At 34.4% G+C, this 24,639-nt stretch carries 21 protein-coding genes and 1 pseudogene; 18 read left to right on the top strand and 4 right to left on the bottom strand.

Annotation, left to right across the window (positions count from 1 at the left end):
- Positions 1-57: 57 nt before the first annotated feature.
- The 14 genes and pseudogenes from AC13DP_RS14605 (at position 58) to AC13DP_RS14540 (ending at position 15,538) form a co-directional block, all read left to right on the top strand.
- The gene (locus AC13DP_RS14605) at positions 58-1,206 is read left to right on the top strand and encodes a glycosyltransferase (RefSeq protein WP_347407331.1); all 1,149 of its coding nucleotides are present in this window, start codon (positions 58-60) and stop codon (positions 1,204-1,206) included.
- A gap of 32 nt (positions 1,207-1,238) precedes the next feature.
- Complete coding sequence (locus tag AC13DP_RS14600; RefSeq protein WP_347407332.1) at positions 1,239-1,718, top strand: acyltransferase; 480 nt, start codon at positions 1,239-1,241, stop codon at positions 1,716-1,718.
- A 34-nt stretch (positions 1,719-1,752) separates the two neighbouring features.
- The gene (locus AC13DP_RS14595; RefSeq protein ID WP_347407333.1) at positions 1,753-2,850 is read left to right on the top strand and encodes a glycosyltransferase family 4 protein; all 1,098 of its coding nucleotides are present in this window, start codon (positions 1,753-1,755) and stop codon (positions 2,848-2,850) included.
- Positions 2,851-2,923: 73 nt separating this feature from the next.
- Entirely contained in the window at positions 2,924-3,886 is a 963-nt protein-coding gene (locus AC13DP_RS14590; protein WP_347407334.1) for a glycosyltransferase family 4 protein, read from the top strand.
- 104 nt (positions 3,887-3,990) lie between these two features.
- Positions 3,991-4,398, top strand: a complete 408-nt coding sequence (locus tag AC13DP_RS14585) for an acyltransferase (RefSeq protein WP_483068005.1) — start codon at positions 3,991-3,993, stop codon at positions 4,396-4,398.
- A gap of 133 nt (positions 4,399-4,531) precedes the next feature.
- A complete protein-coding gene (locus AC13DP_RS14580; protein WP_347407336.1) occupies positions 4,532-4,972 on the top strand; it encodes an acyltransferase in 441 nt (146 codons plus the stop codon).
- 692 nt (positions 4,973-5,664) lie between these two features.
- Positions 5,665-5,898, top strand: a pseudogene (locus AC13DP_RS14575) (hypothetical protein); the annotation flags it as partial.
- Positions 5,899-6,279: 381 nt separating this feature from the next.
- The gene (locus tag AC13DP_RS14570; protein WP_347407338.1) at positions 6,280-6,852 is read left to right on the top strand and encodes an acyltransferase; all 573 of its coding nucleotides are present in this window, start codon (positions 6,280-6,282) and stop codon (positions 6,850-6,852) included.
- A gap of 29 nt (positions 6,853-6,881) precedes the next feature.
- On the top strand, positions 6,882-8,240 hold the full coding sequence (locus tag AC13DP_RS14565; protein ID WP_347407339.1) for a nucleotide sugar dehydrogenase: 1,359 nt from the start codon (positions 6,882-6,884) through the stop codon (positions 8,238-8,240).
- 10 nt (positions 8,241-8,250) lie between these two features.
- A complete protein-coding gene (locus AC13DP_RS14560; protein ID WP_347407340.1) occupies positions 8,251-9,429 on the top strand; it encodes a glycosyltransferase family 4 protein in 1,179 nt (392 codons plus the stop codon).
- A 9-nt stretch (positions 9,430-9,438) separates the two neighbouring features.
- A complete protein-coding gene (locus AC13DP_RS14555) occupies positions 9,439-10,782 on the top strand; it encodes an undecaprenyl-phosphate glucose phosphotransferase (protein ID WP_347407341.1) in 1,344 nt (447 codons plus the stop codon).
- 70 nt (positions 10,783-10,852) lie between these two features.
- Positions 10,853-11,644, top strand: a complete 792-nt coding sequence (locus tag AC13DP_RS14550; RefSeq protein ID WP_347407342.1) for a polysaccharide biosynthesis/export family protein — start codon at positions 10,853-10,855, stop codon at positions 11,642-11,644.
- A gap of 7 nt (positions 11,645-11,651) precedes the next feature.
- Entirely contained in the window at positions 11,652-14,042 is a 2,391-nt protein-coding gene (locus AC13DP_RS14545; protein ID WP_483068004.1) for a GumC family protein, read from the top strand.
- 65 nt (positions 14,043-14,107) lie between these two features.
- Positions 14,108-15,538: a hypothetical protein gene (locus AC13DP_RS14540; RefSeq protein WP_483068003.1), complete on the top strand. Its 1,431-nt coding sequence runs from the start codon at positions 14,108-14,110 to the stop codon at positions 15,536-15,538.
- Here the strand turns inward: AC13DP_RS14540 and AC13DP_RS14535 are convergent.
- On the bottom strand, positions 15,535-16,158 hold the full coding sequence (locus AC13DP_RS14535) for a metallophosphatase domain-containing protein (RefSeq protein ID WP_483068002.1): 624 nt from the start codon (positions 16,156-16,158) through the stop codon (positions 15,535-15,537). The two genes, AC13DP_RS14540 and AC13DP_RS14535, sit on opposite strands and share 4 nt — an antisense overlap.
- Positions 16,159-16,165: 7 nt before the next feature.
- The gene (locus tag AC13DP_RS14530; protein ID WP_483068001.1) at positions 16,166-16,390 is read right to left on the bottom strand and encodes a hypothetical protein; all 225 of its coding nucleotides are present in this window, start codon (positions 16,388-16,390) and stop codon (positions 16,166-16,168) included.
- Positions 16,391-16,665: 275 nt separating this feature from the next.
- Here AC13DP_RS14530 and AC13DP_RS14525 point away from each other — a divergent pair, with 275 nt between their 5' ends.
- Positions 16,666-18,195, top strand: a complete 1,530-nt coding sequence (locus tag AC13DP_RS14525; protein WP_483068000.1) for an AsmA family protein — start codon at positions 16,666-16,668, stop codon at positions 18,193-18,195.
- A gap of 115 nt (positions 18,196-18,310) precedes the next feature.
- Here the strand turns inward: AC13DP_RS14525 and AC13DP_RS14520 are convergent, their stop codons facing one another.
- Positions 18,311-19,138, bottom strand: coding sequence for a universal stress protein (locus AC13DP_RS14520; RefSeq protein ID WP_483067999.1), 828 nt, complete (start codon positions 19,136-19,138; stop codon positions 18,311-18,313).
- A gap of 329 nt (positions 19,139-19,467) precedes the next feature.
- On the opposite strand from AC13DP_RS14520, the gene rimP reads away from it, so the two are divergent.
- The 3 genes from rimP to infB are packed head-to-tail and all read left to right on the top strand — an operon-like array spanning position 19,468 to position 24,031.
- Positions 19,468-19,932, top strand: a complete 465-nt coding sequence (gene rimP / locus AC13DP_RS14515) for a ribosome assembly cofactor RimP (protein ID WP_274971624.1) — start codon at positions 19,468-19,470, stop codon at positions 19,930-19,932.
- A gap of 10 nt (positions 19,933-19,942) precedes the next feature.
- Entirely contained in the window at positions 19,943-21,175 is a 1,233-nt protein-coding gene (gene nusA / locus AC13DP_RS14510) for a transcription termination factor NusA (RefSeq protein WP_483067998.1), read from the top strand.
- A 45-nt stretch (positions 21,176-21,220) separates the two neighbouring features.
- The gene (gene infB, locus AC13DP_RS14505) at positions 21,221-24,031 is read left to right on the top strand and encodes a translation initiation factor IF-2 (RefSeq protein ID WP_228249608.1); all 2,811 of its coding nucleotides are present in this window, start codon (positions 21,221-21,223) and stop codon (positions 24,029-24,031) included.
- Between the two features lie 173 nt (positions 24,032-24,204).
- Here the strand turns inward: infB and AC13DP_RS14500 are convergent, their stop codons facing one another.
- Entirely contained in the window at positions 24,205-24,594 is a 390-nt protein-coding gene (locus AC13DP_RS14500; protein ID WP_013070086.1) for an SPOR domain-containing protein, read from the bottom strand.
- Positions 24,595-24,639 lie beyond the last annotated feature (45 nt).

Here is a 24,639-nt window from a genome sequence, read left to right as displayed (position 1 = left end):
TATTTTGATAATAAATATAGATTAATCTTACACTAATTAGTAATTGAGTTACTTGCTATGAATGTTATATATATAGGTTCAAATGGTTTTCCAAATGGTTTAGCTACTATACAAAGGCAGATTTTGATAGCTAAAGGTTTAATTCAAAATGGGGTAATGTGTAGGGTGATTACCAGATTTGGTATAAGAAATGATAAATCAATTCAAAGAAAAGGTGTTTATGATGGCTTGGTTCCATATATATGTGCAGCACCAATCCCTTACAGGCCAAAAAATGTTTTTAAACGTAATATTAACAAAATTTTAGGAAATGTTAATGAATTGATTTTAATTCGGAAATACAAAAAGAAAAATCAAGTTAATGTCTTACTTGGAATTCGTTCTTCAATAATCAGAACATTTTATTATCGAATGATTTCTATATTGTTTGGCTTTAAGTATATAATTGATGTAAATGAATTGCTAGGGATAGAAGGAGATGATCAGGGTAATATGAATCATTTATTGTTTAATAAATACAGTTCGAAACTTTGTGATGGTATGATATTAATTAGTGACTATCTTATTAGACACTATAAAAAGAAAAAAAATAACTTAAAGTATGTTAAAATACCAATAATTTGTGATGTGAAAGGTATTACTTCAATTAATCCTATTGTAAAAGACGATAACTTCTTGTTATATTGTAGTTCTATTTCATATAAGGAGTCTATAATGTTTGTGATTAATTCTTTTTTGAAAGTTGAAGGTTGTGTTAAATTAAAATTAATTATATCAGGATCTGAACATGAGATTCAGAAAGTTGAGCAATATATTAGTTTATGTTCTAAATCACATTTAGTTTCTATTGAGAGCGATATTCCATATAATAAATTGATTAGTTATTATAAGAAGGCCAAAGGATTACTTATACCGTTACCAGAAACTATTCAACATAAAGCAAGATTTCCTCATAAAATAGGAGAATACACGTCAAGTAAAAGTCCTATTATTTCAAATAAATGGGGAGAGTTGTCTAATTATTTCGATAATACAAGTGCCTATTTAGCAGAGAAGTATGATGAGGTGGAATTTGCAAGATTAATGGAAGAATGTACGAATTCTGATAATGCAGATATTATTAAAAATGCATATAAAATAGCATTAGATAATTTTGATTATAATATAGTATCTAAAGATATAGTACATTTAATAGAAGAGGTGTGATGAGATTAAATAAACAAATTAAAAAGCTTTATATGAGGTTTTTAAAATCTTCTAATGAAGTTAAGTGGGCTAGGAAATTAGGTGTTTCAGTAGGGGAGAATTGTAGATTATTAAATGTTTCCTTTAGTACAGAACCTTATTTAATAAAATTAGGAGATCATGTGTCGGCTACTCAGACTCGTTTTGAAACTCATGATGGTGGAATGTGGATTTTTAGGCATAAGCATCCTGAGTGGGATAAAATTAGTGGAATTACCGTTGGAGATAATGTATATATAGGATATGATTGTATAATAATGCCCGGAGTTGCGATAGGGAATAATGTGATAATTGGAGCAAGATCTGTGGTAACTAAAGATTTACCGGATAATGTTGTCGCTGTAGGTGTGCCGGCAAAAGTTATAAAATCAACGAATGAATATTACAAGAAAATTAAGAAGGAGGTAATTTATACCAAAGAAATGTCCCCTAAGGATAAAAAGGAATATCTTGTAAACTATTATAAAAAATAAATTAATTGATATTTCCAATAGAATTATTGTATTTATGAAAATACTTTTTTTATCAGATAATTTAGTAGGCGGTGGAAAGGAACGACGAATGATAGAACTTATAAAAGGCTTAGATGCTATAGAAAGCTACGAGTTATATTTAGTTTCTCTTGAAGAAGAAGTTTATTATAAAGAAATTTATAATACTAAATGTACTTTTAAAATAATTAAAAGGAATAGAGGGAAGGGATATGAATTCAATGTTCAAAAAGGATTATGGGATTATATTAAAAAAATAAAGCCCAACATAATTCACTTTTGGGGAGAGGTTAGTATGATTTATTTATTACCAATTTCTTTTTTTATAAAAACGCCAATTATTAGTAGCATAATTGCAGATACATTTCCAAAACAAGGATTCTTCAAAAATATTATTAGAAGATTGGGTTATCAAATAACCACTACAATTTTATCTAATACATATTTGGGTGTAGAAAGATACAATGCACCTAAAGCAAAAAGTAAAGTGATTTATAATGGTTTTGATTTTTCTCGAATCTCCAATTTAAAGGAAGAGCAGGAAATTAGGAGTAGATATAATATTGTTACAGAATTTGTTGTGATGATGGTTGGTTCCTATTCTATTAGAAAAGATTATTACACTTTTATTACTGCGTGTGAACAAATTTTAAAAAATAGGAAAGATGTTACCTTTGTTTCTATTGGAGGCGGGAATAATCAAAGTTTAAAAGAATTAATCAATCCTGAAAATTCTGAATATTATAGATTTTTACCTTTTCAAATTGATGTTGAATCAATAATGAAAATTACTACAATAGGAGTGCTATGTTCTAATAGCGACATACATGGAGAGGGAATTTCCAATGCCTTATTAGAATTTATGGCACTTAAAAAGCCCGTAATAGGTAATAACCATGATGGAAGTATGGAGTTGATCGAAGACGGAGTTTCAGGTTTTTTGATTCCACCAAAAAATTCAAAGTTTTTAGTAGCTAAAATAATTAAGCTGTTGGATGATAATAGCCTAAGGAATTTTATGGGAGAGGAATCATTTAATATTGTCAAAACTAAATTTTCTATTTCAAAAATGATTTACAACTTCTCTTGTTTATATCAAAAAATTGTAAAATGAAATTATTTGATTTAAATGATTTTCTTGAATTAAAAGATAAATTTGCAATATTGATTTCTCAAAAAGCCGACCTATGAAAGTTTTAACTATTACTAACATGTATCCTATACATGAACATAAGTATTATGGGATTTTTGTAAAAGAACAGGTGAATTCCTTAAAGCAGTATTATCCTGAGATTACTTCAAACTTAATTTTTATTAATGGTTTTAAAACTAAATTAAACTATTTAAAAAGTATATTCTCAATTAATTTTCATTTATTATTTAATAAATATGATATAATACACATACATTTTGGTTTATCGGGTTTATTCACTTTGTTTAATCCATTTATTAAAGCACCGATCGTAACGATGCTTCATAGTGCTGATATAGATATAAGAAAATCTAATATGTTGATAATTTTTATTACTAAGCTTGTAGTAAAAAGATCAAGCTTTATATTATACTTAAATGAAGATATGAAAAGAACAATAAGCAACTACAATTCTAATATATTGTATTTGCCTTGTGGAGTTGATTCTAATTTTTTTATTGATAAAAATTTTCATAAATCGGTCGATTCCTTTACAATTGGCTTTCCAGGTAATCCAAAGCGTCCTGAGAAAAATTTCAAATTATTTGAAGAAATTATGGAAGTCTTAAGAAAGGAAAAATTTAATTGTAAAGTTGTAATTTTTCATGGAATGACCAGAAGTGAGGTTGTTGATTCATTAAATAGTTGCGATGTGTTAGTGATGACATCAATTTCAGAAGGTTCACCTCAAATAATTAAAGAGGCATTGAGTTGTAATATTCCTATTGTTTCAAGTGAAGTTGGAGATGTTGAAGTGTTATTGAATAATGTAAAAAATTCATTTGTGATAAGCTCATTTGACCCGAATAATTTCGTCAAAAAGATCAAAATAATTCTTTCTGAGGATCCGGTTAGAAGAAAATCTACGGGTAGAAAAAAAATTAATGAGCTTAAGTTAGATCACAGGGATATATCTAAAAAGATCTACAATGTTTATATGAAATTGTTGAATAAATGATCTTACGTAAGATAACATATCTGTTTTATATTAGTGTATTTAGGTTTACCTCCGAAATATATAGGCCATATGCTATATTGACTCCAAAAATAAGGAGATTGTTAGTGAATATTTTTGTTGATAAATGTGGAGAGAAGTTAAGGGTAAAAAGAAATGCTGACATATCTATGTTTATTGAAATTGGTGATTACTCTGAGTTGGGGACAAACTGCATTATACAATCTAACACGTTTATTGGTAATTATGTAATTATGGGGCCAGGAGTAAAAATTTATACTAAAAATCATGGTTTTTCTAATTTAAATGTACCAATTGCATTGCAGCCTATAAAAAAAAAAGAAGTTTATATAGGGAATGATGTATGGCTTGGGGCAAATGTTATTATAACTCCAGGAGTTAAGATCGGTAATCATGTGGTAATCGCTGCTGGTTCTGTAGTAACAAAGGATGTTCCAGACTACTCTATATACGGTGGTGTTCCTGCAAGACTTATTAAGAATAGGAGGACTTAAATAATTTTTACAGATTAAAGATTGTTATAAGAAAATTTATTTCACTTGTTGTGATAGTATGATTTTAATTCAGTCTATGTTTTTGCGTCTGTAAGATTAAATATGTGGTTAATAATAGCTAAAATTTAAAGACGTGAAACGTATTTTAAGATTTATTATATTGAAATTGCAAAGTAGTAAATGGTTGCACTCCAAGAAAATGAGACCGCAATTATTGAGGTTGGCAGGAGTGAAAATAGGGAATTCCCATGTTGGAGAAGGTGTAATTTTTGATAGTTTATTTCCTAATAATATTGAGATTGGTGATAAAAGTACAATTGCTATGAGATGTATTGTTCTTACACATTTTGTTGTACCTCGTAAAGGGGGTAGAAGATATTTTATTGAAGGAAAGGTTAAAATAGGGGATCGTGTATTTATAGGCGCTAATTCAGTAATATGTAAGCCTTTAACTATAGGCGATTGTTCTATTGTTGCAGCAGGTTCTATTTTGACAAAGGATATCCCTCCTTATGAAATATGGGGAGGTGTTCCAGCAAAAATGATAAAAAAAATAGAAAGAGAAGAAGAATAATTGTGAAATATAGCTTTACGTTAATATGAATATTCATTAAATTCCATGATTTAGTACACGCCAAAAGCAATGAGTTTTTTGCCTAAATTTAGGTGAAAACTCATTGGTTATTAAAGCAGTTGACTAGGAGTAGGTTATTTCCATGAGATGCGGGGAGAGATCTGCATTAAGATATCAATGTTGGTATTGTTAGAAGAGCAGTAAAAGAGTTTATGAAACTAGGTATTTTATTGTTTTTGCAAGTTCTTTGACAGAGTTACTATATTAGTTTAAGGAAAAGTGGATACATAGGTCTATGGAATGTGATGTGGTCTATTGGAAGCCGGTTTTTAACATTCTGTAGTAAGATTTTGCAATCCTGCTCGTCAATGCCGAGCATGTAAAGAGCTTCCGGTTCATAATATGGGTAGGAAAGATACTGCCTAGCTGAATATACTCTTGCTTGGTTGCCTTTTAAAAACTAATTTGATTACTCCACGGGAGATTTGAACTTCGATACCTGATGGATAAGTTATAATAAGTAGGAAGTGCGGTTTATGGATTCTGAAACAACTGGCTTATAAAGTTGTTCAAGGATTTCAATATTAAACTTAATTTTTTGGTCAGTGTTATAAAAAGACTAGTATTCCTAAAATCATTAATAACATTATCGATATAAGGGTACTATTTCATCAATGATTACTCATCTCCATGCCGTGGAAGGATTCCATAGACAAGTACGTAAGGTAACCAAGACTAAAGGAGCCTTTAGCAATGATATGGCACTGCTCAAATTAGTTTACCTGGCTACTCAGAACATCCAAAAGAAATGGACCACTCCACTTCATAATTGGAGCTTGACAATACAGCAATTATATATTAGATTTGAAGACCGTATTAGGCTCGATTTGGCAACCACTCCTTCGGGGGTACCTCCGAAGGAGTGAAACAGAGGACAGAGTTTAAATTACACTCCCTAAAGAAGGAATTAGTAGTATCTTCTTTGAAAATTTTGGTTTCAGTAAGATATTTGTTTGTCAATACTGATGCAGGTTTTGGTTCAGAGAAACTCAAAATCTGTAACTAATTACGGGAATTATTGTTAACATAATCAATTTATTGGTAATATAATGAAACATTAATTTGATAAGAAATTCAGGAAAGAACCTTATACTTTTGAAAGAACACTTTATATGTCTTACTTAATAATAGGTCTGAAACTATTACAAACGCTTGAAGTTAATAACGTATTATTTACTACTGTTATCACACAAAAAAATAATAAAAAAGTTTAGATACCTTGTTTATAATATCCACTGAAACAAAAAATGACAAAACGATTTTTATTAAAACCAGCAAAAATGAAAAGATTAAAGCTTCAGGTATTTTTTATATTATTATATTGTTTCAATTGTGTGCACAGTATGGTTTTACCAATGTTTCTTAAAAGAATATTATATATGATAGTAAACTATCATGTTGGTGCTAATACGTCAATTCAAAATATTAAGTTTTTCCATTTTGGAAAGCTTAGAATTGGAAAAAATAGTATTGTGAATTCTGGGGTTTATTTAGATAATCGTCGGGGCATTACGATTGGAGATCATGTTGTGATAGCGCACAATAGTAAGATTTACACTTTAGGACATGATATTAATGATGATGTTTTTGTTACAAAAGGTAAACCTGTAGTATTAGAAGACTATGTAATTGTTTTCGCGAATGCTCTTATCATGCCAGGTGTAATACTTAAGAAAGGAGCTGTGGTTTTGCCTGGCGCCGTAGTTTCTAAGGATGTAGAAGAAATGTCTGTTGTAGGTGGTAACCCTGCTAAAGAAGTTAAGAAGCGTCAATATTTACATGTAAACAAACAAACAAAACATTACTGGTTTTCCTTGTAAAATCATTTGAATAAAAAAAAAACATAACGATGGATATAAGTATTTTCGGATTAGGTTACGTTGGCTGTGTAAGTATTGGTTGTTTAGCACAAAATGGGCACAATATAATAGGTGTTGATGTCAATCAAAATAAGATTGATTTAATCAATAGTGGGAAACCCACTATTATTGAAGCAGATATTGATACCATTATTGAGAAGCAACATGAACTAGGTAGAATTTCAGCTACTACAGATGCTAAAAAGGCGGTAATAGATTCAGAGGTGAGTATTATAGCTGTGGGGACACCCAGTTCAGAAAAGGGTCATTTAAATCTCCAGTACATTTTTGCAGTAGCCCAAAATATAGGTGAGGCGATTCGGGAAAAAGACACTTTTCATATTATTGCATTACGATCTACTGTAATGCCGGGAACCTGTGATAAAATTGCGGATATCATACAAAAAAGCTCAGGAAAACAAAGAAATAAAGCTTTTGCGGTAGTCGATAACCCTGAATTTCTAAGAGAGGGAACGGCTGTAAGAGATTATTATAATCCACCCCTAACCTTAATTGGTTCTGATAATAAAGAAGCCGCAGAAAAGCTCTCTTTGTTGTACAAAGATCTTCCTGGAGAGATAATTATTTCAGATTTAAAGGTAGCTGAAATCATGAAGTATGTTAATAATACGTATCATGCTTTAAAAATATCTTTTGCAAATGAGGTCGGGAATATATGTAGTGAATTAGATATAGATTCCCATGAGGTAATGGATATTTTTTGTAAGGATAAGCAGTTAAATATTTCACCATATTACTTTAAGCCAGGATTTGCATATGGAGGCTCGTGTTTGCCTAAGGATTTAAAGGGTCTTCAAACTTTGGCGCACGACTTATATGTAGAGTCCCCTGTAATAGATAGTATCGATAAAACTAATGAGAACCAAATTGCAAGGGCTACCAAATTGATTTATAAATACTGGAACAAGAAGTTGGGCTTTTTAGGCTTAAGTTTTAAAGAGGGAACAGACGATTTAAGGAATAGCCCCGCTGTGAGGGTTATTGAAGCTTTATTAGGAAAAGGAGCAGATGTTACTATTTATGATAAGAATGTAAATACAACTTTACTTACCGGTACAAATAAAGATTATGTGGATGCTAGAATTCCGCATTTATCTAAATTGTTAACTTCAGATTTGGAGCAGCTACTTCAAGATTCAGATGTGTTGATCGTTAATACTAAAGAAAAAGAATTTATTGAAAAATTAGAGAATATTGAGGGAAAGATTATTATCGATTTTGTACGACTCGGAGATCAATTCTTAGGTAAGAAAAACTATACCGGTATAAACTGGGCTATAAATTTAGAAACTGGAAAATACATATCAGCAGAAGATACTGTGATTTAAGGAAAAATACATGAGTCTACACGGAAAGCATATATTAATTATTGTTGAAAATTTGCCCGTTCCCTTCGATAGAAGGGTTTGGCAAGAAGCGACCACTCTTAAAGCTAATGGTGCTGATGTTTCTATAATTTGCCCGAGAATGAAGGGGTATACGGAAGCTTATGAAGTAATAGATGGCATAGAAGTTTATAGGCATCCATTGCCTTTAGAGGCCAGAGGGGCAATAGGCTATTTAATAGAATATGGAGGGGCGATTTATTGGGAAATGAAACTAGCCAGGGAAATTTATAAGAAAAAACCATTCCATGTGATTCACGGGTGTAATCCACCGGACTTAATTTATCTTACAGCGAAAAGTTTTAAGAGGAAAGGCGTTAAGTATGTTTTCGATCACCATGATATTAATCCTGAACTTTATATTGCTAAATACGATAAAAAAGACTTTTTTTATAAATTGATGTTATATTTTGAAAAGAAGACTTTTAAACATGCTGATGCGAGTATCGCAACAAATGAATCCTATAAAGAAATAGCTATTCGAAGAGGGGGCATGAGAGAAGATAAAGTACAGGTGGTAAGAAGCGGGCCTAAACTGGATAGACTTAAATTACAGCCGCCAAAACTAGAATTTAAGAAAGGTAGAAAATATCTTATCGGATATTTAGGGGTTATAGGTGAGCAAGAAGGGATTGATTTGTTGTTGGAAAGTGTTAAACAAATTGTAGGCAAAAGAAATGATGTACAAGTTGCTATTGTAGGTGGAGGGTCCGATCTTGATATCCTTAAAAATTTGGCTGTAGATATGGGGCTTAAGGATTATGTGGATTTTTACGGACGGGTATCCGATCAACTTTTAGTGGATATATTGAATACAGCAGATGTATGTGTGAATCCTGATAAGCCAACAGAGATGAATAACCTCTCTACCATGAATAAGATTATGGAATATATGGCTCTGAAAAAACCGATTGTTCAATTTAATTTAAAAGAAGGTCAATTTTCAGCTCAGGAGGCATCGTTATATGCTAAGGATGTTACAGATTTTGCAAACAAAATAGAATATTTACTTGATAATAAAGAAGTAAGAAACTATATGGGGGATTTCGGCTACAATAGGGTGGTTAAGGAATTATCCTGGGACTATGAGTCGGATAAATTGATTTCTTTCTATCAAAGGTTGCTTAATTGACCATTAAAAATGAAACGATCTGTTTTAATCATACCGGTTTCTATTCTGATTCATTTGGTCATTATTAATTTTACGTTATTTACGTTAAGTTTCGGTACATATAATGATTTTGTGGCAATTTTGTATTATAATCTTAGTTGGTTACTGATTACTTTTGCTATAGATTTTTATCCTACAAAAAGAAATGAACGTTTTTTTACTAATTTTCATAAAGTATTAGTTGTATTCTTGGTTTTTTCTTTGGCGTATTTTACCAACTTTAGTTTTCGTAATCTTTCCATATCTCCGGTATATCAGCTAAAAGTGTTGTTGGTTATTTTTTCCACCATCATGATCTATCGCTATATCTTTTATTATTTAAGGGATATTTATCGCGTAGAGGGAGGTAATTTTGTAAGTGTTGTAGTGATTGGCAGGGATAGAAAACTTAAAAAGATCCGCCAAATTTTTGATCTGCCGGAATTGGGGTACCGATATAGGGGGTATTTTGATAATCATCCCTCTAAAAGCATTACCTATTTAGGCAATATAGACCAGGTGTTTGATTTTATTAGGAATAATACAGTAGATGAAGTTTATTGTATGGTTTCGCGTTTGTCTTCAGATCAAATCAATGAGCTTATTACTTTTTGTGATAATAATCTGATAAAAATTAAAATGGTGCCGGATAATAAAGAGATTTATACAAGGGCAATGAATGTCGAATTGTTCGGGAACGTACCAATTCTTAATTTAAGGAAATTACCGTTGGATACTGATGTTGCTCGCTATACAAAGCGTAGTTTCGATATTGTTTTTTCGTCCTTGATTATTTTATTTATACTATCATGGCTAGTGCCTATTATTGGAATTTTAATAAAATTGGAGTCCCGTGGGCCTGTTTTTTTTAAGCAAAAGCGGCATGGGGTAAATAAACAATCCTTTTTTTGTTATAAGTTCCGATCGATGACGGTAAATAAAGAAGCAGATACAAAAATGATGACCAGGAATGATGTCCGTCTTACTAAAATCGGAAAATTTATCCGCAAAACCAGTATTGATGAACTACCTCAATTTATTAATGTATTATTAGGTGACATGAGCGTGGTTGGCCCTAGACCACATATGGAAGCCCATACCAGGGAATATGAGAATTCTGTTGATAAATATCTGGTTAGGCACTATGCGAAACCCGGGATTACCGGTCTGGCACAAATAAAAGGCTATCGTGGGGAGGTAGTTGTGAAATCTGATATTATTAACCGTACCCGTTTGGATATATTTTACGTAGAAAAGTGGTCTCTATTACTTGATGTTAAAATTATCATCAAAACCGTATTAAACGCAATTGGGGGAGAAGAAAAAGCCTATTGATACTATTTAAATTTTAAAATTTATTTTTTAGATATTTATAAAAAATTATTTTAGCCTAAAATCTATTTTGATGTTCAAATTCAAATTTATTCTTTGCCTGTTTTTTTTGGCTTTTTTATCGTCTTGTGTATCTCGGGAAGAGATGGTGTATTTTCAAAACCTAGATCAACTTAAGGTAGAAGATGGTTCTTCTTCTATCTATGAAAATTTAGAGATTAAACCTAATGACCAGCTCAGTATCACCGTATCCGCTGAAGAAATAGAAGCTGCAATGCCATTTAATTTACCTTACATCGGTAATGTAATGGGAAGTCAGATGGGGGAGGTTCGTATAAGCGGTACTCCGGCACTGCAAAGTTATCTGGTAAATGCAGATGGTGAAATTCAATTTCCGATTTTAGGAAGTGTTAAAGTAGCAGGGCTAAACAGGAAAGAACTTTCTCTTAAATTACAGAAAGAAATATCTGAATATATTCAAAACCCTATTGTGATTGTTCGCATTTCTAATTTTCAGGTTACAGTGCTTGGGGAAGTCAGGCAGCCGGGAACCTTTCCGGTTACCGATGAATACCTAAGTTTACCTAAAGCTCTGGGCCTGGCTGGCGATATGACTATTTATGGAAAAAGAAAAAATGTTCTTGTGGTTAGGGAAACTGAAAACGGGGACAAGAAACATGCCTATTTGGACTTGACCGATGCGGATATAGTAAACTCACCATTTTATTATTTACAGCAAAATGATGTGGTATATGTGGAGCCTAACGGTCCTCAGTTGCAATCTGCAAGTTACAATCGTAATGCATCTGTGTATATTTCCATAGCATCTGTATTGGTTTCTTTAGCTGTATTAATAACCCGATAATCTAATTATGAATAGCGAATATCAAAATTTCCAGGAAGAAGAGATAAACTTAAGGGAGGAAATACAGAAATATTTAAAGTACTGGCCCTGGTTTATAGTATCGGTATTTGTTGCGGTTGTTTTGGCTTTTATATATTTAAAATTATCTAAACCGGTCTATTTAACAAATGCCACGATTATCATTAAGGATGAGGATACCAAATCCCCCGCAACCTCGGGAATGTCCTCTTTTACGGATTTGGGAATATTGGAAGGGCTTAAAACAAGTAGTATAGAAAATGAGATTGGCTTGCTAAAGTCTAAGCGGATGATGACCAAAACGATCAGTTCTTTAGACCTTAATATTCAATATTTAACATACGATTTATTTGTTACACGTGAGGTATACAATAATGCTCCATTTAAATTAGACATATTAAAATTGGACTCTGACCAGTTGTCTCAATATGCTAAAGCTACTGAGAATGAGTTTGAAATTTCGTGGGAAGGAGAGGTCATCACTTTAATAAATAAGGAAACTGGAAGTAAGAAAAAGTCAAGATTTGGAGAACCTCTTAATATAGAATTTGCCGAAGTTGTAATAAGAAAGGTTGAAGGCTTTGAGCCTGATGAGGATTCCGAGTCTTTAGAATATGGCTTTAGGATTGTACCGGTCGAAGCTGTGGTTTCGTATTATCAAAATGGGCTGATAGCTGAATTGGTAGACGAAAATTCAACATTGATTCAACTTGGTTTAGAAGGTTCGGTACCTGAGAAGTCACAGGATGTATTGGATCAGTTAATAGTAGAATATAATAAAGAAGCAATTATAGATAAAAACCTGGTAGCTTCAAATACTGCAGAATTTATAAACGAACGTTTGAAAATTATAAATTTTGAGTTAGACTCCGTGGAAATTGATAAAGAGGCGTTTAAAGAGAGTCGGGAGCTTACGGATATTCAGGCGGAATCTGAAATTTTTCTAGAGAATGCCAGTGATTATAAAAAGAAACGCCAGGAAGTGACAACTCAGGTGCAATTGGCGTCTGCAATGTTGGATTATTTGGAAGAAGGAAATAATTCTGATCTTCTGCCGGCAAATTTAGGATTAGAAGGGGAAGGAGTAAATCAACAGGTTGCAGATTACAATCAATTGGTTTTAGAGCGTAATCGTATACTTGAAGCTTCTACGGTGAAGAACCCTGTGATCGTAAGCTTGGATCAGCAAATAGACCAAATGCGTTCTGTGGTTAAAAAGAGTTTACAGCGTTTAAGTGCGAATCTTGATATTTCCATAAAAGAACTGAATAATGAAGCGAAACTGATTCAGTCCAGAATTTCGTCGGTACCTTCCATAGAACGTCAATATCGTGGTATTGACCGTCAGCAACAGATCAAAGAGTCATTATATTTATTTTTATTGCAAAAAAGGGAAGAAAATTCTCTTTCTTTAGCGGTTACCGCGCCCAAAGCAAAAATTGTGGATAATGCCTATACTAATGTTGATCCCGTAGCCCCAAAATCTAAAGTGATTATGTTGGGAGGCTTTTTGCTTGGTTTAGTTATCCCATTTGGGATTATTTATGGAAAAAATATTCTAAATAATAAAGTAAAGAATAGGGGGGATTTGGAAAGAAAAGCCAAGCAAATCCCAATTGTTGCTGAAATCCCAAGAATTGATAAAAAGGAGAGTCATTTAATCACTGAAGCCGATCGTTCGGTCTTAGCCGAGTCGTTTAGGATTGCAATTACCAATATGCAGTATTTATTGATCAATAAAACTGATAAGCAAAAAGGAATTAAAATGCTGGTGACTTCCACGGTTAAGGGAGAGGGGAAAACCTTTACTTCGATAAACCTGGCTTTAACCCTGGCGAACATGGGTAAAAAAGTAATTGTAGTGGGAGCAGATTTGCGTAATCCGCAGTTACAGCGTTATGATGTTGGGTCTAGAAAGCATATAGGGGTTAGTGATTATCTAATCAATGAAGATTTAAAACTGAATAATCTTATTGAGCAAACGAAATTTAATAGGAATTTGGACTTTTTGACTTCAGGGAGTATTCCGCCAAACCCATCAGAGTTATTAAGACATAGGCGCCTTGGTGAGATGTTGGGCCTGTTGGAAGAACGCTATGATTATATAATCCTCGATACGGCACCATGTATGCTGGTAGCCGATACCTTCCTGATCAGTCAATATGCCGATCTTACTTTATATGTTGTGAGATCTTCATATACCGAAAAACAACTTTTACAATTTCCAATGGACTCAATGAAAAGCGGGAAGCTACACGATGTAAGTTTTGTATTGAATGATGTGGATTCTGCGAATTTTGGGTATTATGGTAATAAATATGGATATTCGTATGGGGCTGATAAGAAAAGTTTTTGGGAGAAATTTAAAGAACGCTTTTAAAATGCCTTAGTTAAGGTTTTTAATTGAAGTATTACTTTGTGTATTATGATTATAGATATTTAAATATGGGGAAGGGTTTAAAAATTTATAGAAAGTTTTTAATTGGGTGTTTTTACTTGATTCCCGTTATGGTATATTCCCAATCTGGATTTCAATTAAATGTAGAATCTGCTGCGTTTGTCAATGGCGATGATGCTCTGCCATTTTGGTTACGAAGTAACAATTACGGAAGAGTTGGTAGGCAAACAAATGCTTATGCGGTGGTTTCACCCTCTTACGATTTGTATCTTAATGAAAATTCAAAATTCACGTTTAAATCAGCATTTGCTTACCGCAATGAATTTAATGAAGTAGGTGAAGCCAAAGATATTTTTATTGACGAATTATATGCTGAATATAAATCAGGTCATATTGCAGCTTCATTTGGTGTGAAACACGCTGAGTTAAAGTATAATGGTTTAGCTTCCACAAATCAAAGTATTCTTTGGTCTTCTAATGCACGTTCCTTACCTGGTTTGGAAATTAAAACAATTAAACCAATCTATTTTTTGTTTAATAAACGGCTTGGATTCGAAGCTTTGTTTAGTGAATACCTTTTAAATGACGATAGGGCAACACAAGATGCTCATGTGCATCATAAGTATTTTGCCCTGGTTTATAATTTGAATAATTTTTCAACTTTAAAATTGGGTATAAGACATGTAGCACAATATGGGGGAAACCCTTCTGATCCTAGGTTTGAGAAACAAGACATTGGATTTGGGGATTATGTTCGGATGTTTTTTGGTCGTGCGGGAGGGGATAATGCTATAAAAGGTGATCAGATTAATGCAGTTGGCAATCATATTGGGAGTTATGAATTATCTTATAACAAAAAATATGATGATGCCGAATTTGAATTATTTTATAACAGTATTTTTGAAGATGGATCAGGGAGTGCAATGAAAAATTTCCCCGATGGTAGGTATGGGGTGTTTTATGATTCGGGGAATAGAGAAAACTTTATAAATTCCTTTGTGTATGAATTCATTTATACTAAAAACCAAAGCCAAACTGCTCCACATTTATGGGATAATTATTTTAATAATGGAGTTTATAGTAGTGGTTGGACCTATCAACAAAATGTAATTGGAGTTCCTTTTATTACCAGTACGTACTTGTCAGATTATGGTAGCGACTATATTACTGTTGGTAATAATAGGTTGATTGCGCATCATTTGGGTATTCAAGGTAAATTATATTTTCCATATGAGTTTAAATTGAGCTATAGGAGAAACTATGGGATTAATCGTAACAGAGGCACCGAAAATTACATTCATTATGATTCCGATGACCAGCGTTCTTTATTCAAGGTGCAGCCTGAAGTGGTGTCGACCTACCTGAAAATAGGTTTACTAAGAGGTGTTATGAACTTGGATGTAATGGGGGCTGTAGATATTTCAGATGAAAATTCAAATTTCGCCGCCGGCCTTTCCGTATCCAAATCCTTTTTCTAAACCTCTACTACGCTTACCCCATTTATCAACCTGTTTTTGCTATCCATTACGGCTGAGTTTACAAATAATGTAGGTGCTATGCTTTTCTTTCCGAAATCATCGTGAACATGGCCAAAAAGATGTAAGTCGGGTTTTATATCCACTATTTTTTTCAATAATTCTTCACAGCCAATATTTTTATAGGTTTTGCTTTCATCCAAAATCCCATACGGTGGCGTGTGCGTAATTAATATATCGGTGTTTTTCGGAATTAAACTCCATTTTTTTCTTATCGATCTTCCCCTTTCCCTGTTAAATGCCCAATTTCCATTTCCGGGGGTATAAGGGCTGCCCCAAATTTTGTAATTTTCTATTGTAATTCCGTTATCTTTTAGGTAGTGAATACTACTAGGGAAAATATCTTCTATCTTTGTTGAATATTTCTCTAAATAAAAATCATGATTTCCTGCAACCAAGATTTTATGTTTGTGGGGTTGTTTAGAAAACCATTGTACGAAATTTTCAATTTCTAGTTTTGTGCCTCCTTCAGTGAAGTCTCCACAATGAATAAGAATATCTCCATCAGGAATCTGTAAATCTTTGTGCTTGTTATGTGTGTCTGAAATTGAAATTAAGCGCATAGATTAGTTATTCCTCATCCATAACACCGTCCTCCTGCTCCCGGGAAATATAATCTTTATCTACCGGTAAGAATTTGTTGGTGATTTTGGTAAGCGCAAACGCAATTATTACAGCAGTAAAGGCAAAGAAAATAAACTTTACCAATAAGCTATCGCTCATGGCAAAACTGTAAAATGCCAGGAAAATCTCGGCAATAACAAACAGTATTTTTATAGACAGCTTAAGGATCATTTGGTTATTTGCTTATTGGCATAGCCAAAGAATTTAAGTCCCCGGCCTTGCTTGGAAAGGGATGCTAGGCTTCATAGCTTATGCTGCTCCCTACTTAGTATTCTTGATTTTTCACAAATATATATTCTAATTCCGGTTTTTTGATAACCGGCCATCAGCTTTGACGTAAATTTAACGCACCCATTTCACCTGGCTTAAACTTTTTAGTTAAATATTCTTAATCCCGATAGGTGCTTTGGTTAAAGGTTGTACATTTCAAAATAAACCCGTCTATTTTGAATAGAAAATCCAAAGTCCTTATCTCGATATTGGTTGTTTTAGCCTTACTTTTTGGTATTGGGATGTTCCTGAATCCTTTTGTAGAGAAGAAAGCAATAAGTTTACTTAATGAACAGCTGCCGGAACTGAAATTTGAGGACTTGGAGGTTCAGGTTTTTAAAAATACTGCAGAATTATCCAATATCCGCTTAAAGCGGGGGGAAGTAGCGATTCATTCAGAGAAACTGGAAGTAAGCGGACTTAATTACTGGAAGTTTATTTTTGATAAGAATATTGATCTGAATACCATCAGAATTAGTGATCCTGAAATCATCTATCAGACTGCAGCAAATAAGTCGAATGAGAAAGATGCTTCGGCAACAAAGAGCAATGCAAAGAAAAAAGGGCTGCAGAAGCAGATCGCAGTTGATAGGCTTGTCCTTAATCGGGGTAAATTCGCTTTATTGGATAGTGTTTCTGAAGATAAAATCAAGGTGAAAAAATTTGACTTTGAGTTGAATGAATTGCAGATCGATAGTAATAGCATCAAAAATAAAATTCCTTTTGAGTTTGGAGCGTTTCGCCTGCATGCAGATTCCATATTTTTAAAAGTGGATGAAAGACATCAAATGAAGGTGGCTAGTATTGGGATCGAGGAAAATAAAAGTAGGTTGCAAGGACTTTTGCTGACATCGGTATATTCCAAACAGGAATTTCAGAAACATACGCCTATAGAAAAAGATCGGTATCAGTTAAGTGCAGATAGTATTGCTATCGACCATCAGGATTTTGGCTTTAAAAATGACAGTCTGAAGTATGTGGCTTCACGCTTTTCTATTTATAATGCGGATTTTGAAATTTACAGGGACAAAACGCAACCTGATGATAATACTGTGAAGCCGATGTATAGCGAGATGCTTAGGAAATTACCATTTTTGCTTAAAATCGATACTTTAAATGTTGACAATGCCAGGATCGTTTATGAAGAGCGAATGAAGGCAGGGCGAGCGCCAGGTAAAGTAGTCTTTGCAAAAGTACAGGGGGAAATATCCAACCTTACTAATTTTAGCGATTCAACGGAGTTTCCTACCACCAGGATTATCGCCAAGGCCGATTTTATGAATCAGGCGGCTTTGCAGTTGAACTGGGCTTTTAAAGTAAATAATCCCAGCGATTGGTTTTCTGTTTCCGGTAATATGGGGACGCTTTCCGCGCAAAATATGAATACTTTTTTAACACCCGGAATGAATGTAAAGGCAGAAGGGGATATAACAAATATGAATTTTAATTTCTCCGGGAATAGAAATGTAGCTACCGGTGGTTTAAATATTGTTTATAAGGATTTTAAAATTGAAGTCTTAAAAAAGGACGGTACGCAAAAAAGTGGATTCTTAACCACTATCGCCAATATTTTTGTAAAACACAATGGCGAAAGTGGTGAAAATGTAAATGAGGGGCTTGAGATAGAGCGGGATAAAACCAAATCTTTTTGGAATTATCTTTGGTCCTGTATTAAAAAAGGTGCCCTTAAAACCTTTACTCGATAATCGAGATTTAAATGCTCCGATCCCGTCCCGATGGCTCCTATCGGGATCGGGATGCCCCCAAATAAAAAAATAACTTTCTAAAAAATACATTAAGGTCCTGGCCAGAGGTAGACTGTTAAATTTTAAAAGTAACCACCGGCCGTTTGGCGTGGTTAACCAGGTCTTCACTAATGCTCCCGTTAAAGAAATGAGCTAAACCTTTGCGGCCGTGAGTACTGATGCCAATCAGGTCTGCGTTGATTTTTTCGGCAAAATTCAAAATTCCCTTTTCGACACTGACATCATTATAAATATGTTTTTGTATATTTTTTAGATTCATTTCCTTAAGGAATTCATCTAAATCGGCATAAGCTTGTTTTGTTGTAGTGAAATTATTGGGCGTATTCACAAAAAGTAGGTGTAATTCGGCTTCAAAAAGATTGGAAAATTCCACAGCCTTTAAAAGCGTTTTTCTATTGTCAATTTCGGTATCGGTAGCCAAAATGAACTTTTCAATTTTAAAATCTTTCGCTTCCTCTTTGATGACCAAAACAGGGATTTCAGATTGGCGAACCACTTTTTCGGTATTCGATCCTGCAAACATTTCCTGGAAACCACTGCTGCCGTGAGACCCCATAATGATAAGATCGCAATTATTATTTTTAGCGAATTCAGTGATCCCTTTAAAAGCATGATTAAATTGAACAGCTTCTGTAACTGAGAGGTCTTTTAGGTAATCACTTTCTTTTATTTTGCTGAAATGCATATGTGCGAGCTTCATAAAATATAATGCTTCCGGTACATTCTGACTGTTTCCCTGTACGGGGTCAATAAGGTTTAAAGGCAGGTCTAGCATATGAAGTAAGTAAATTTCTGCATCGAATTTTTTAGCAATTATAGCGGCTGTTTTCAAAGCATTTTCGGCTTCTTTTGAAAAATCTGTTGGGACAAGAATCTTTTGCATTTCGGGAAAAATTAGTATTTTTTGTTTCTATATTAAATTTACGAATATTTTCCCTAAGGGCTTGCCCCGAGGTAGTTGATTTGATTTGATTACAGCCAAAAATGATGATTTTTGTTCCATATAAAGGCTTTTTTGAGCCGCACATCCATAGCTATGGGGTGATAAAAAGACAAATGTGGGTTAAAAGGGGCGTTTTTAGCCAATTGGAATTAGTTTAAGCAAGCTATAAATGCCTGGTTTTCTTTCTCGGGAATTATTATTATATTTGCAGCGTTGAAACTAAAAAAGTACAGCGAGGGGACATAAAGTCCCCTCTTTTTATAACCGGTATGAAGTTGAAGGAGAACGTAGAAAAGTTGCTACAACAAGCATTTGAAGAAAATAATTCCTTATTTTTGATTGATCTTATGGTAACATCAGATAATCAGATAAGAGTGGTTATCGATGGCGATAAAGGAGTTTCTGTCGAAGATTGTATGTATGTAAGCCGTAAGGTAGAGCATAATTTAGACAGGGAAGAAGAGGATTTTTCTTTAGAAGTGACATCGGCCGGAGTATCTGAGCCGCTACAAATTCCCAGACAGTATAAAAAAAATATTGGAAGAAAGTTGCAGGTTAAAACTGAAAATGAAAAATTTGAAGGAAATTTAATCGATGCTACCGAGTCTGATATTAAACTTCAGTGGAAAGCACGTGAACCTAAACCTGTAGGAAAAGGAAAGGTGACGGTAGAGAAAGAAGCTGTATTAGCATATTCAGCAATTGTTGAAGCAAAAGTTATGATAACATTTTAATTGTTTTAGTATGGAAAATCTCGCCTTAATAGATTCATTTTCAGAGTTTAAGGATGATAAGTTGATAGATCGTGTTACCTTGATGGCGATCTTGGAAGATGTGTTTAGAAATGCTTTAAAAAAGAAGTATGGTGAGGATGATAACTTTGATATCATTGTAAACCCTGATAAGGGAGATTTGGAGATCTGGAGAAACCGTGTGGTAGTGGCCGATGGTGAAGTTGAGGATCCAAATCAGGAAATTTCACTTGCAGAAGCACGTAAAATTGAACCGGATTTTGAAGTTGGTGAAGATGTTTCTGAGGAAGTTAAATTAAAGGATCTTGGGCGTAGAGCGATTTTAGCATTAAGGCAAAATCTTATTTCTAAGATTCATGAACATGATAACACAAATATCTACAAGCAGTTTAAAGATCTTGAAGGAGAGATTTATACAGCTGAAGTTCATCATATAAGACATCGTGCAATTATTCTTTTAGATGATGAAGGAAATGAAATCGTATTGCCAAAAGACCGGCAGATCCCTTCGGATTTCTTTAGAAAAGGAGAAAATGTACGTGGGGTTATTGAAAGTGTTGAATTAAAAGGGAATAAGCCTAGTATTATTTTATCCAGAACAGCACCAGGGTTTCTGGAGAAATTATTTGAGCAGGAAATTCCTGAAGTTTTTGATGGTTTAATTACCATCAAAAAAGTAGTTCGTGTCCCTGGCGAAAAAGCAAAAGTGGCAGTAGATTCGTATGATGATAGAATTGATCCTGTTGGCGCTTGTGTGGGTATGAAAGGATCTAGAATCCATAGTATTGTACGCGAACTTGGTAATGAGAATATCGATGTGATTAATTATACTAATAACGATCAGTTATTTATAACAAGGGCTTTGAGTCCGGCGAAAATTACATCGATAAAAATAGATGAAGAAAACAAAAGGGCTGAGGTAATGCTTAAGCCTGAGGAGGTTTCGAAAGCAATTGGTCGTGGAGGGCATAATATTAGACTTGCCGGCCAGCTAACGGGTTATGAAATAGATGTATTTAGAGAAGGAGTGGAAGAAGATGTGGAACTATCTGAATTCTCTGATGAAATCGAAGATTGGGTAATTAAGGAATTTGCAAAAATTGGTTTGGATACGGCAAAAAGTATTTTAGAGCAGGATGTAAATGACCTTATAAAGCGTACCGACCTGGAGGAAGAAACCGTTCGTGAAGTGCTGAAGGTACTTCGCGAAGAATTCGAAGAATAAGTTATTGTAGTAATAAACAAAAGAGGTTAATTTAGAGGGCAATTTATGGCTGAAGCAAAAACAATGCGATTAAACAAAGTATTACGTGAATTCAATATTTCGCTAGATCGGGCTGTAGAGTTTTTAAATTCTAAGGGGCATGATATTGAAGCACGTCCTACTGCTAAAATCTCTCAGGAGACGTATCAGGTTCTTTTTAATGAGTTCCAGACAGATAAAAGCAAAAAAGTAGCTTCTAAAGAAGTAGGGGAAGAGAGAAAGAAGGAGAAGGAAGAGCTGCGTTTAGCCCGCGAACGCGAGCAGGAAGAAAAAAGAAAAGAGCAGGAGAAAAAGGAACAGGAAAAGCTTAGAGAAGAGCAGGAGCGTAAAAAGCAGGAGCAGGAAACGCTAAGTGCCCGTACTAAACTTTCTGGTCCTAAGACTGTTGGTAAGATAGACTTGGATAAACCTCAGGTTGAGAAGAAAAAAGAGGAGCCTAAGAAAGAAGAAAAACCAGAGGAAGCCAAACAGGAAAAGCCAGCCCCAAAACCTGTGGAAGAAAAGCCTAAGCCAAAACCTGATGTTATTAAAGGTCAGGATAATGCCCCTAAAAAAGAACAACCTAAGGAAGAGCCCAAGAAAGATAAAGAGGAAACTCAGGGGAAACCTGAGGCTTCTGAGCAAGGTGAGGAGTCTAACCGTATAAAAACCAATTATACAAAATTAGACGGTCCTAACTTTACGGGAGAAAAAATCGATCTTTCCAAATTTAAAAAGCCTGTTAAAAAGAAAGACGATAAAAAAACTGCGGCATCCAATGATGATAAGAAAGGAAATCGCAAGAAACGTCGTAGAAGAATTAGTAAGGATGTAAAAGGCGGCCCTAATCAGGGTGGTGGAAATAACAATAATAACAACCGTAAAGGTCGTAATAATAAGCAACGTAGTAGGCCTATCACGAAAGAAGAGCCTAGCGAAGAAGAAGTACAAAAGCAGGTTAGGGAAACTCTTGAAAAACTTCAGGGGAAATCCAGTAAAGGTAAAGGTGCCAAATATCGAAGAGATAAGAGGGATCAACACCGCCAGCGATCAGAAGAAGATCTTGCAAAGCAAGAATCAGATTCTAAAGTGCTTAAAGTTACAGAGTTTGTTACCGTAAGTGAAGTTGCGACCATGATGGATGTTCCGGTAACCAAAGTGATTTCAGCCTGTATGTCTCTTGGTATGATGGTGACCATGAACCAGAGACTGGATGCCGAAACGCTTTCTATTGTTGCAGATGAGTTTGGTTATGAAGTGGATTTTGTAACAGCAGATGTAGAGGAAACAGTAGAAGTACAGGAGGATGCTCCCGAAGATTTACAGGAAAGAGCGCCAATCGTTACTGTTATGGGGCACGTAGATCATGGTAAAACATCACTTCTGGATTACATTCGTAAAGAGAATGTGATTGCAGGAGAAAGTGGTGGTATTACACAGCATATTGGTGCCTATGGAGTAGAATTAGATGGTGGTCAAAAAATTGCCTTCCTGGATACTCCGGGTCACGAAGCTTTTACCGCAATGCGTGCTCGTGGTGCACAGGTAACAGATATCGCTATTATTGTAATTGCTGCCGATGATGATGTGATGCCGCAAACTAAAGAAGCGATTTCACATGCTCAGGCCGCAGGAGTACCAATAATATTTGCGATTAATAAATCAGATTTACCTACTGCCAATCCAGAAAAGATCAAAGAGAAGTTAGCTTCTATGAATTTACTGGTTGAAGATTGGGGGGGTAAAGTGCAATCACATGATATTTCTGCTAAAACAGGGATGGGTGTGAAAGAATTGTTAGAGAAAGTACTTCTTGAAGCTGAGATCCTTGAATTAAAAGCGAATCCTAATAAAATTGCCAATGGTACGGTAGTAGAAGCCTTCCTTGACCGTGGTCGTGGATATGTAGCAACAATACTGGTACAGGCGGGTACGCTTAAAATTGGTGATTATGTACTGGCAGGTCGTCATAGTGGTAAGATTAAAGCTATGCACGATGAACGAGGTCACGAAATTAAGGAAGCCGGGCCATCAACTCCGGTTTCTATCTTAGGTCTTGATGGTGCGCCACAGGCCGGTGATAAGTTTAAAGTGATGCTAGATGAGCGTGAAGCTAAAGATATAGCTGCCAAGCGTACACAGTTACAACGAGAACAAAATGTTAGAACGCAGCGTCATATTACCTTGGATGAGATTGGACGCCGTATCGCATTAGGCGAATTTAAAGAGCTTAATATTATCCTGAAAGGGGACGTTGATGGTTCTGTAGAAGCATTAACAGATAGTTTCCAGAAACTTTCTACTGAGGAAATTCAGGTGAATATCATCCATAAGGGGGTTGGAGCTATTACTGAAAGTGATGTGCTCTTGGCTTCGGCATCAGATGCGATTATAATCGGCTTTAATGTTCGTCCTGCCGGTAATGCAAGACAGGTTGCTGATAAGGAAGAGATCGATATCAGAACCTACTCTATTATTTATGATGCGATAAATGATCTTAAAGATGCCATGGAGGGAATGCTTTCTCCAGAGGTTAAAGAAGAGATTACTGGTACTGCTGAAATCAGGGAAACGTTCAAAATCTCTAAGATCGGTACCATTGCCGGTTGTATGGTAACTTCTGGTAAGATTTACAGGACTGCTGGAGTGCGCTTAATTAGAGATGGTGTTGTGATCTACACAGGTGAATTAGCTTCGTTAAAACGCTTTAAAGATGATGTTAAAGAGGTATCCAAAGGTTATGACTGTGGTATGCAGGTTAAAAACTATAATGATATCAGGGAAGGAGATGTTATCGAAGCATTTAGAGAAGTAGAAGTGAAGAAAACACTTAAATAGATAGTGGTATAGCTATAGAAATGATAATACCAAAAAAGGCTGCAATTTGCAGCCTTTTTTTATGAACTTATTTTAAAAATCCCATCTAAAAATCAGCTGGGCATTGTATGTATTTGTTCCTTTTTTACCTTATCGTCGCAAGTCTTACTATGTAAGGGAACGGATAGTTTAGATTACTTTCTTTCTGGTTTTGGAATAAAGGCAGATGGGTAGGTCTCTTTGATAACCAAAAGCGCTCTGTCGGCTTCTAATCGATTTCTGAAATTGCCTATCCAAACTTTGTAATTTGGCGCTTCGTATTTAATTCGTGCCGGATATTCATATAGTGCCTCATAATCCTTTATTTTATTGCTGGCATCCCCATTAGGCCCGCTAAATAGTTGTATTACATAGCGATCCCCTATATTATGTGACTTTTGTAATTTTGTTTTGGTTAAGGATAATTCATTAATCATATCGCTCTGGGAAATGTTAATTTTTTGGGTCTCCTCTTGACCAAAAGCAACACAGGATAAGCAAAGAGAGGTGCCGAATAATAGGTTTTTAAAGCTTAAAATATTCATAGTTATGATTTTATAGACAAAAGTAAAATTAAATAACTCATATTC

The organism is Zunongwangia sp. L-65 (genome assembly GCF_056859415.1).
The sequence above is the reverse complement of the archived record's forward strand: the minus strand, read 5'-3'. Positions and strand labels throughout refer to the sequence as shown.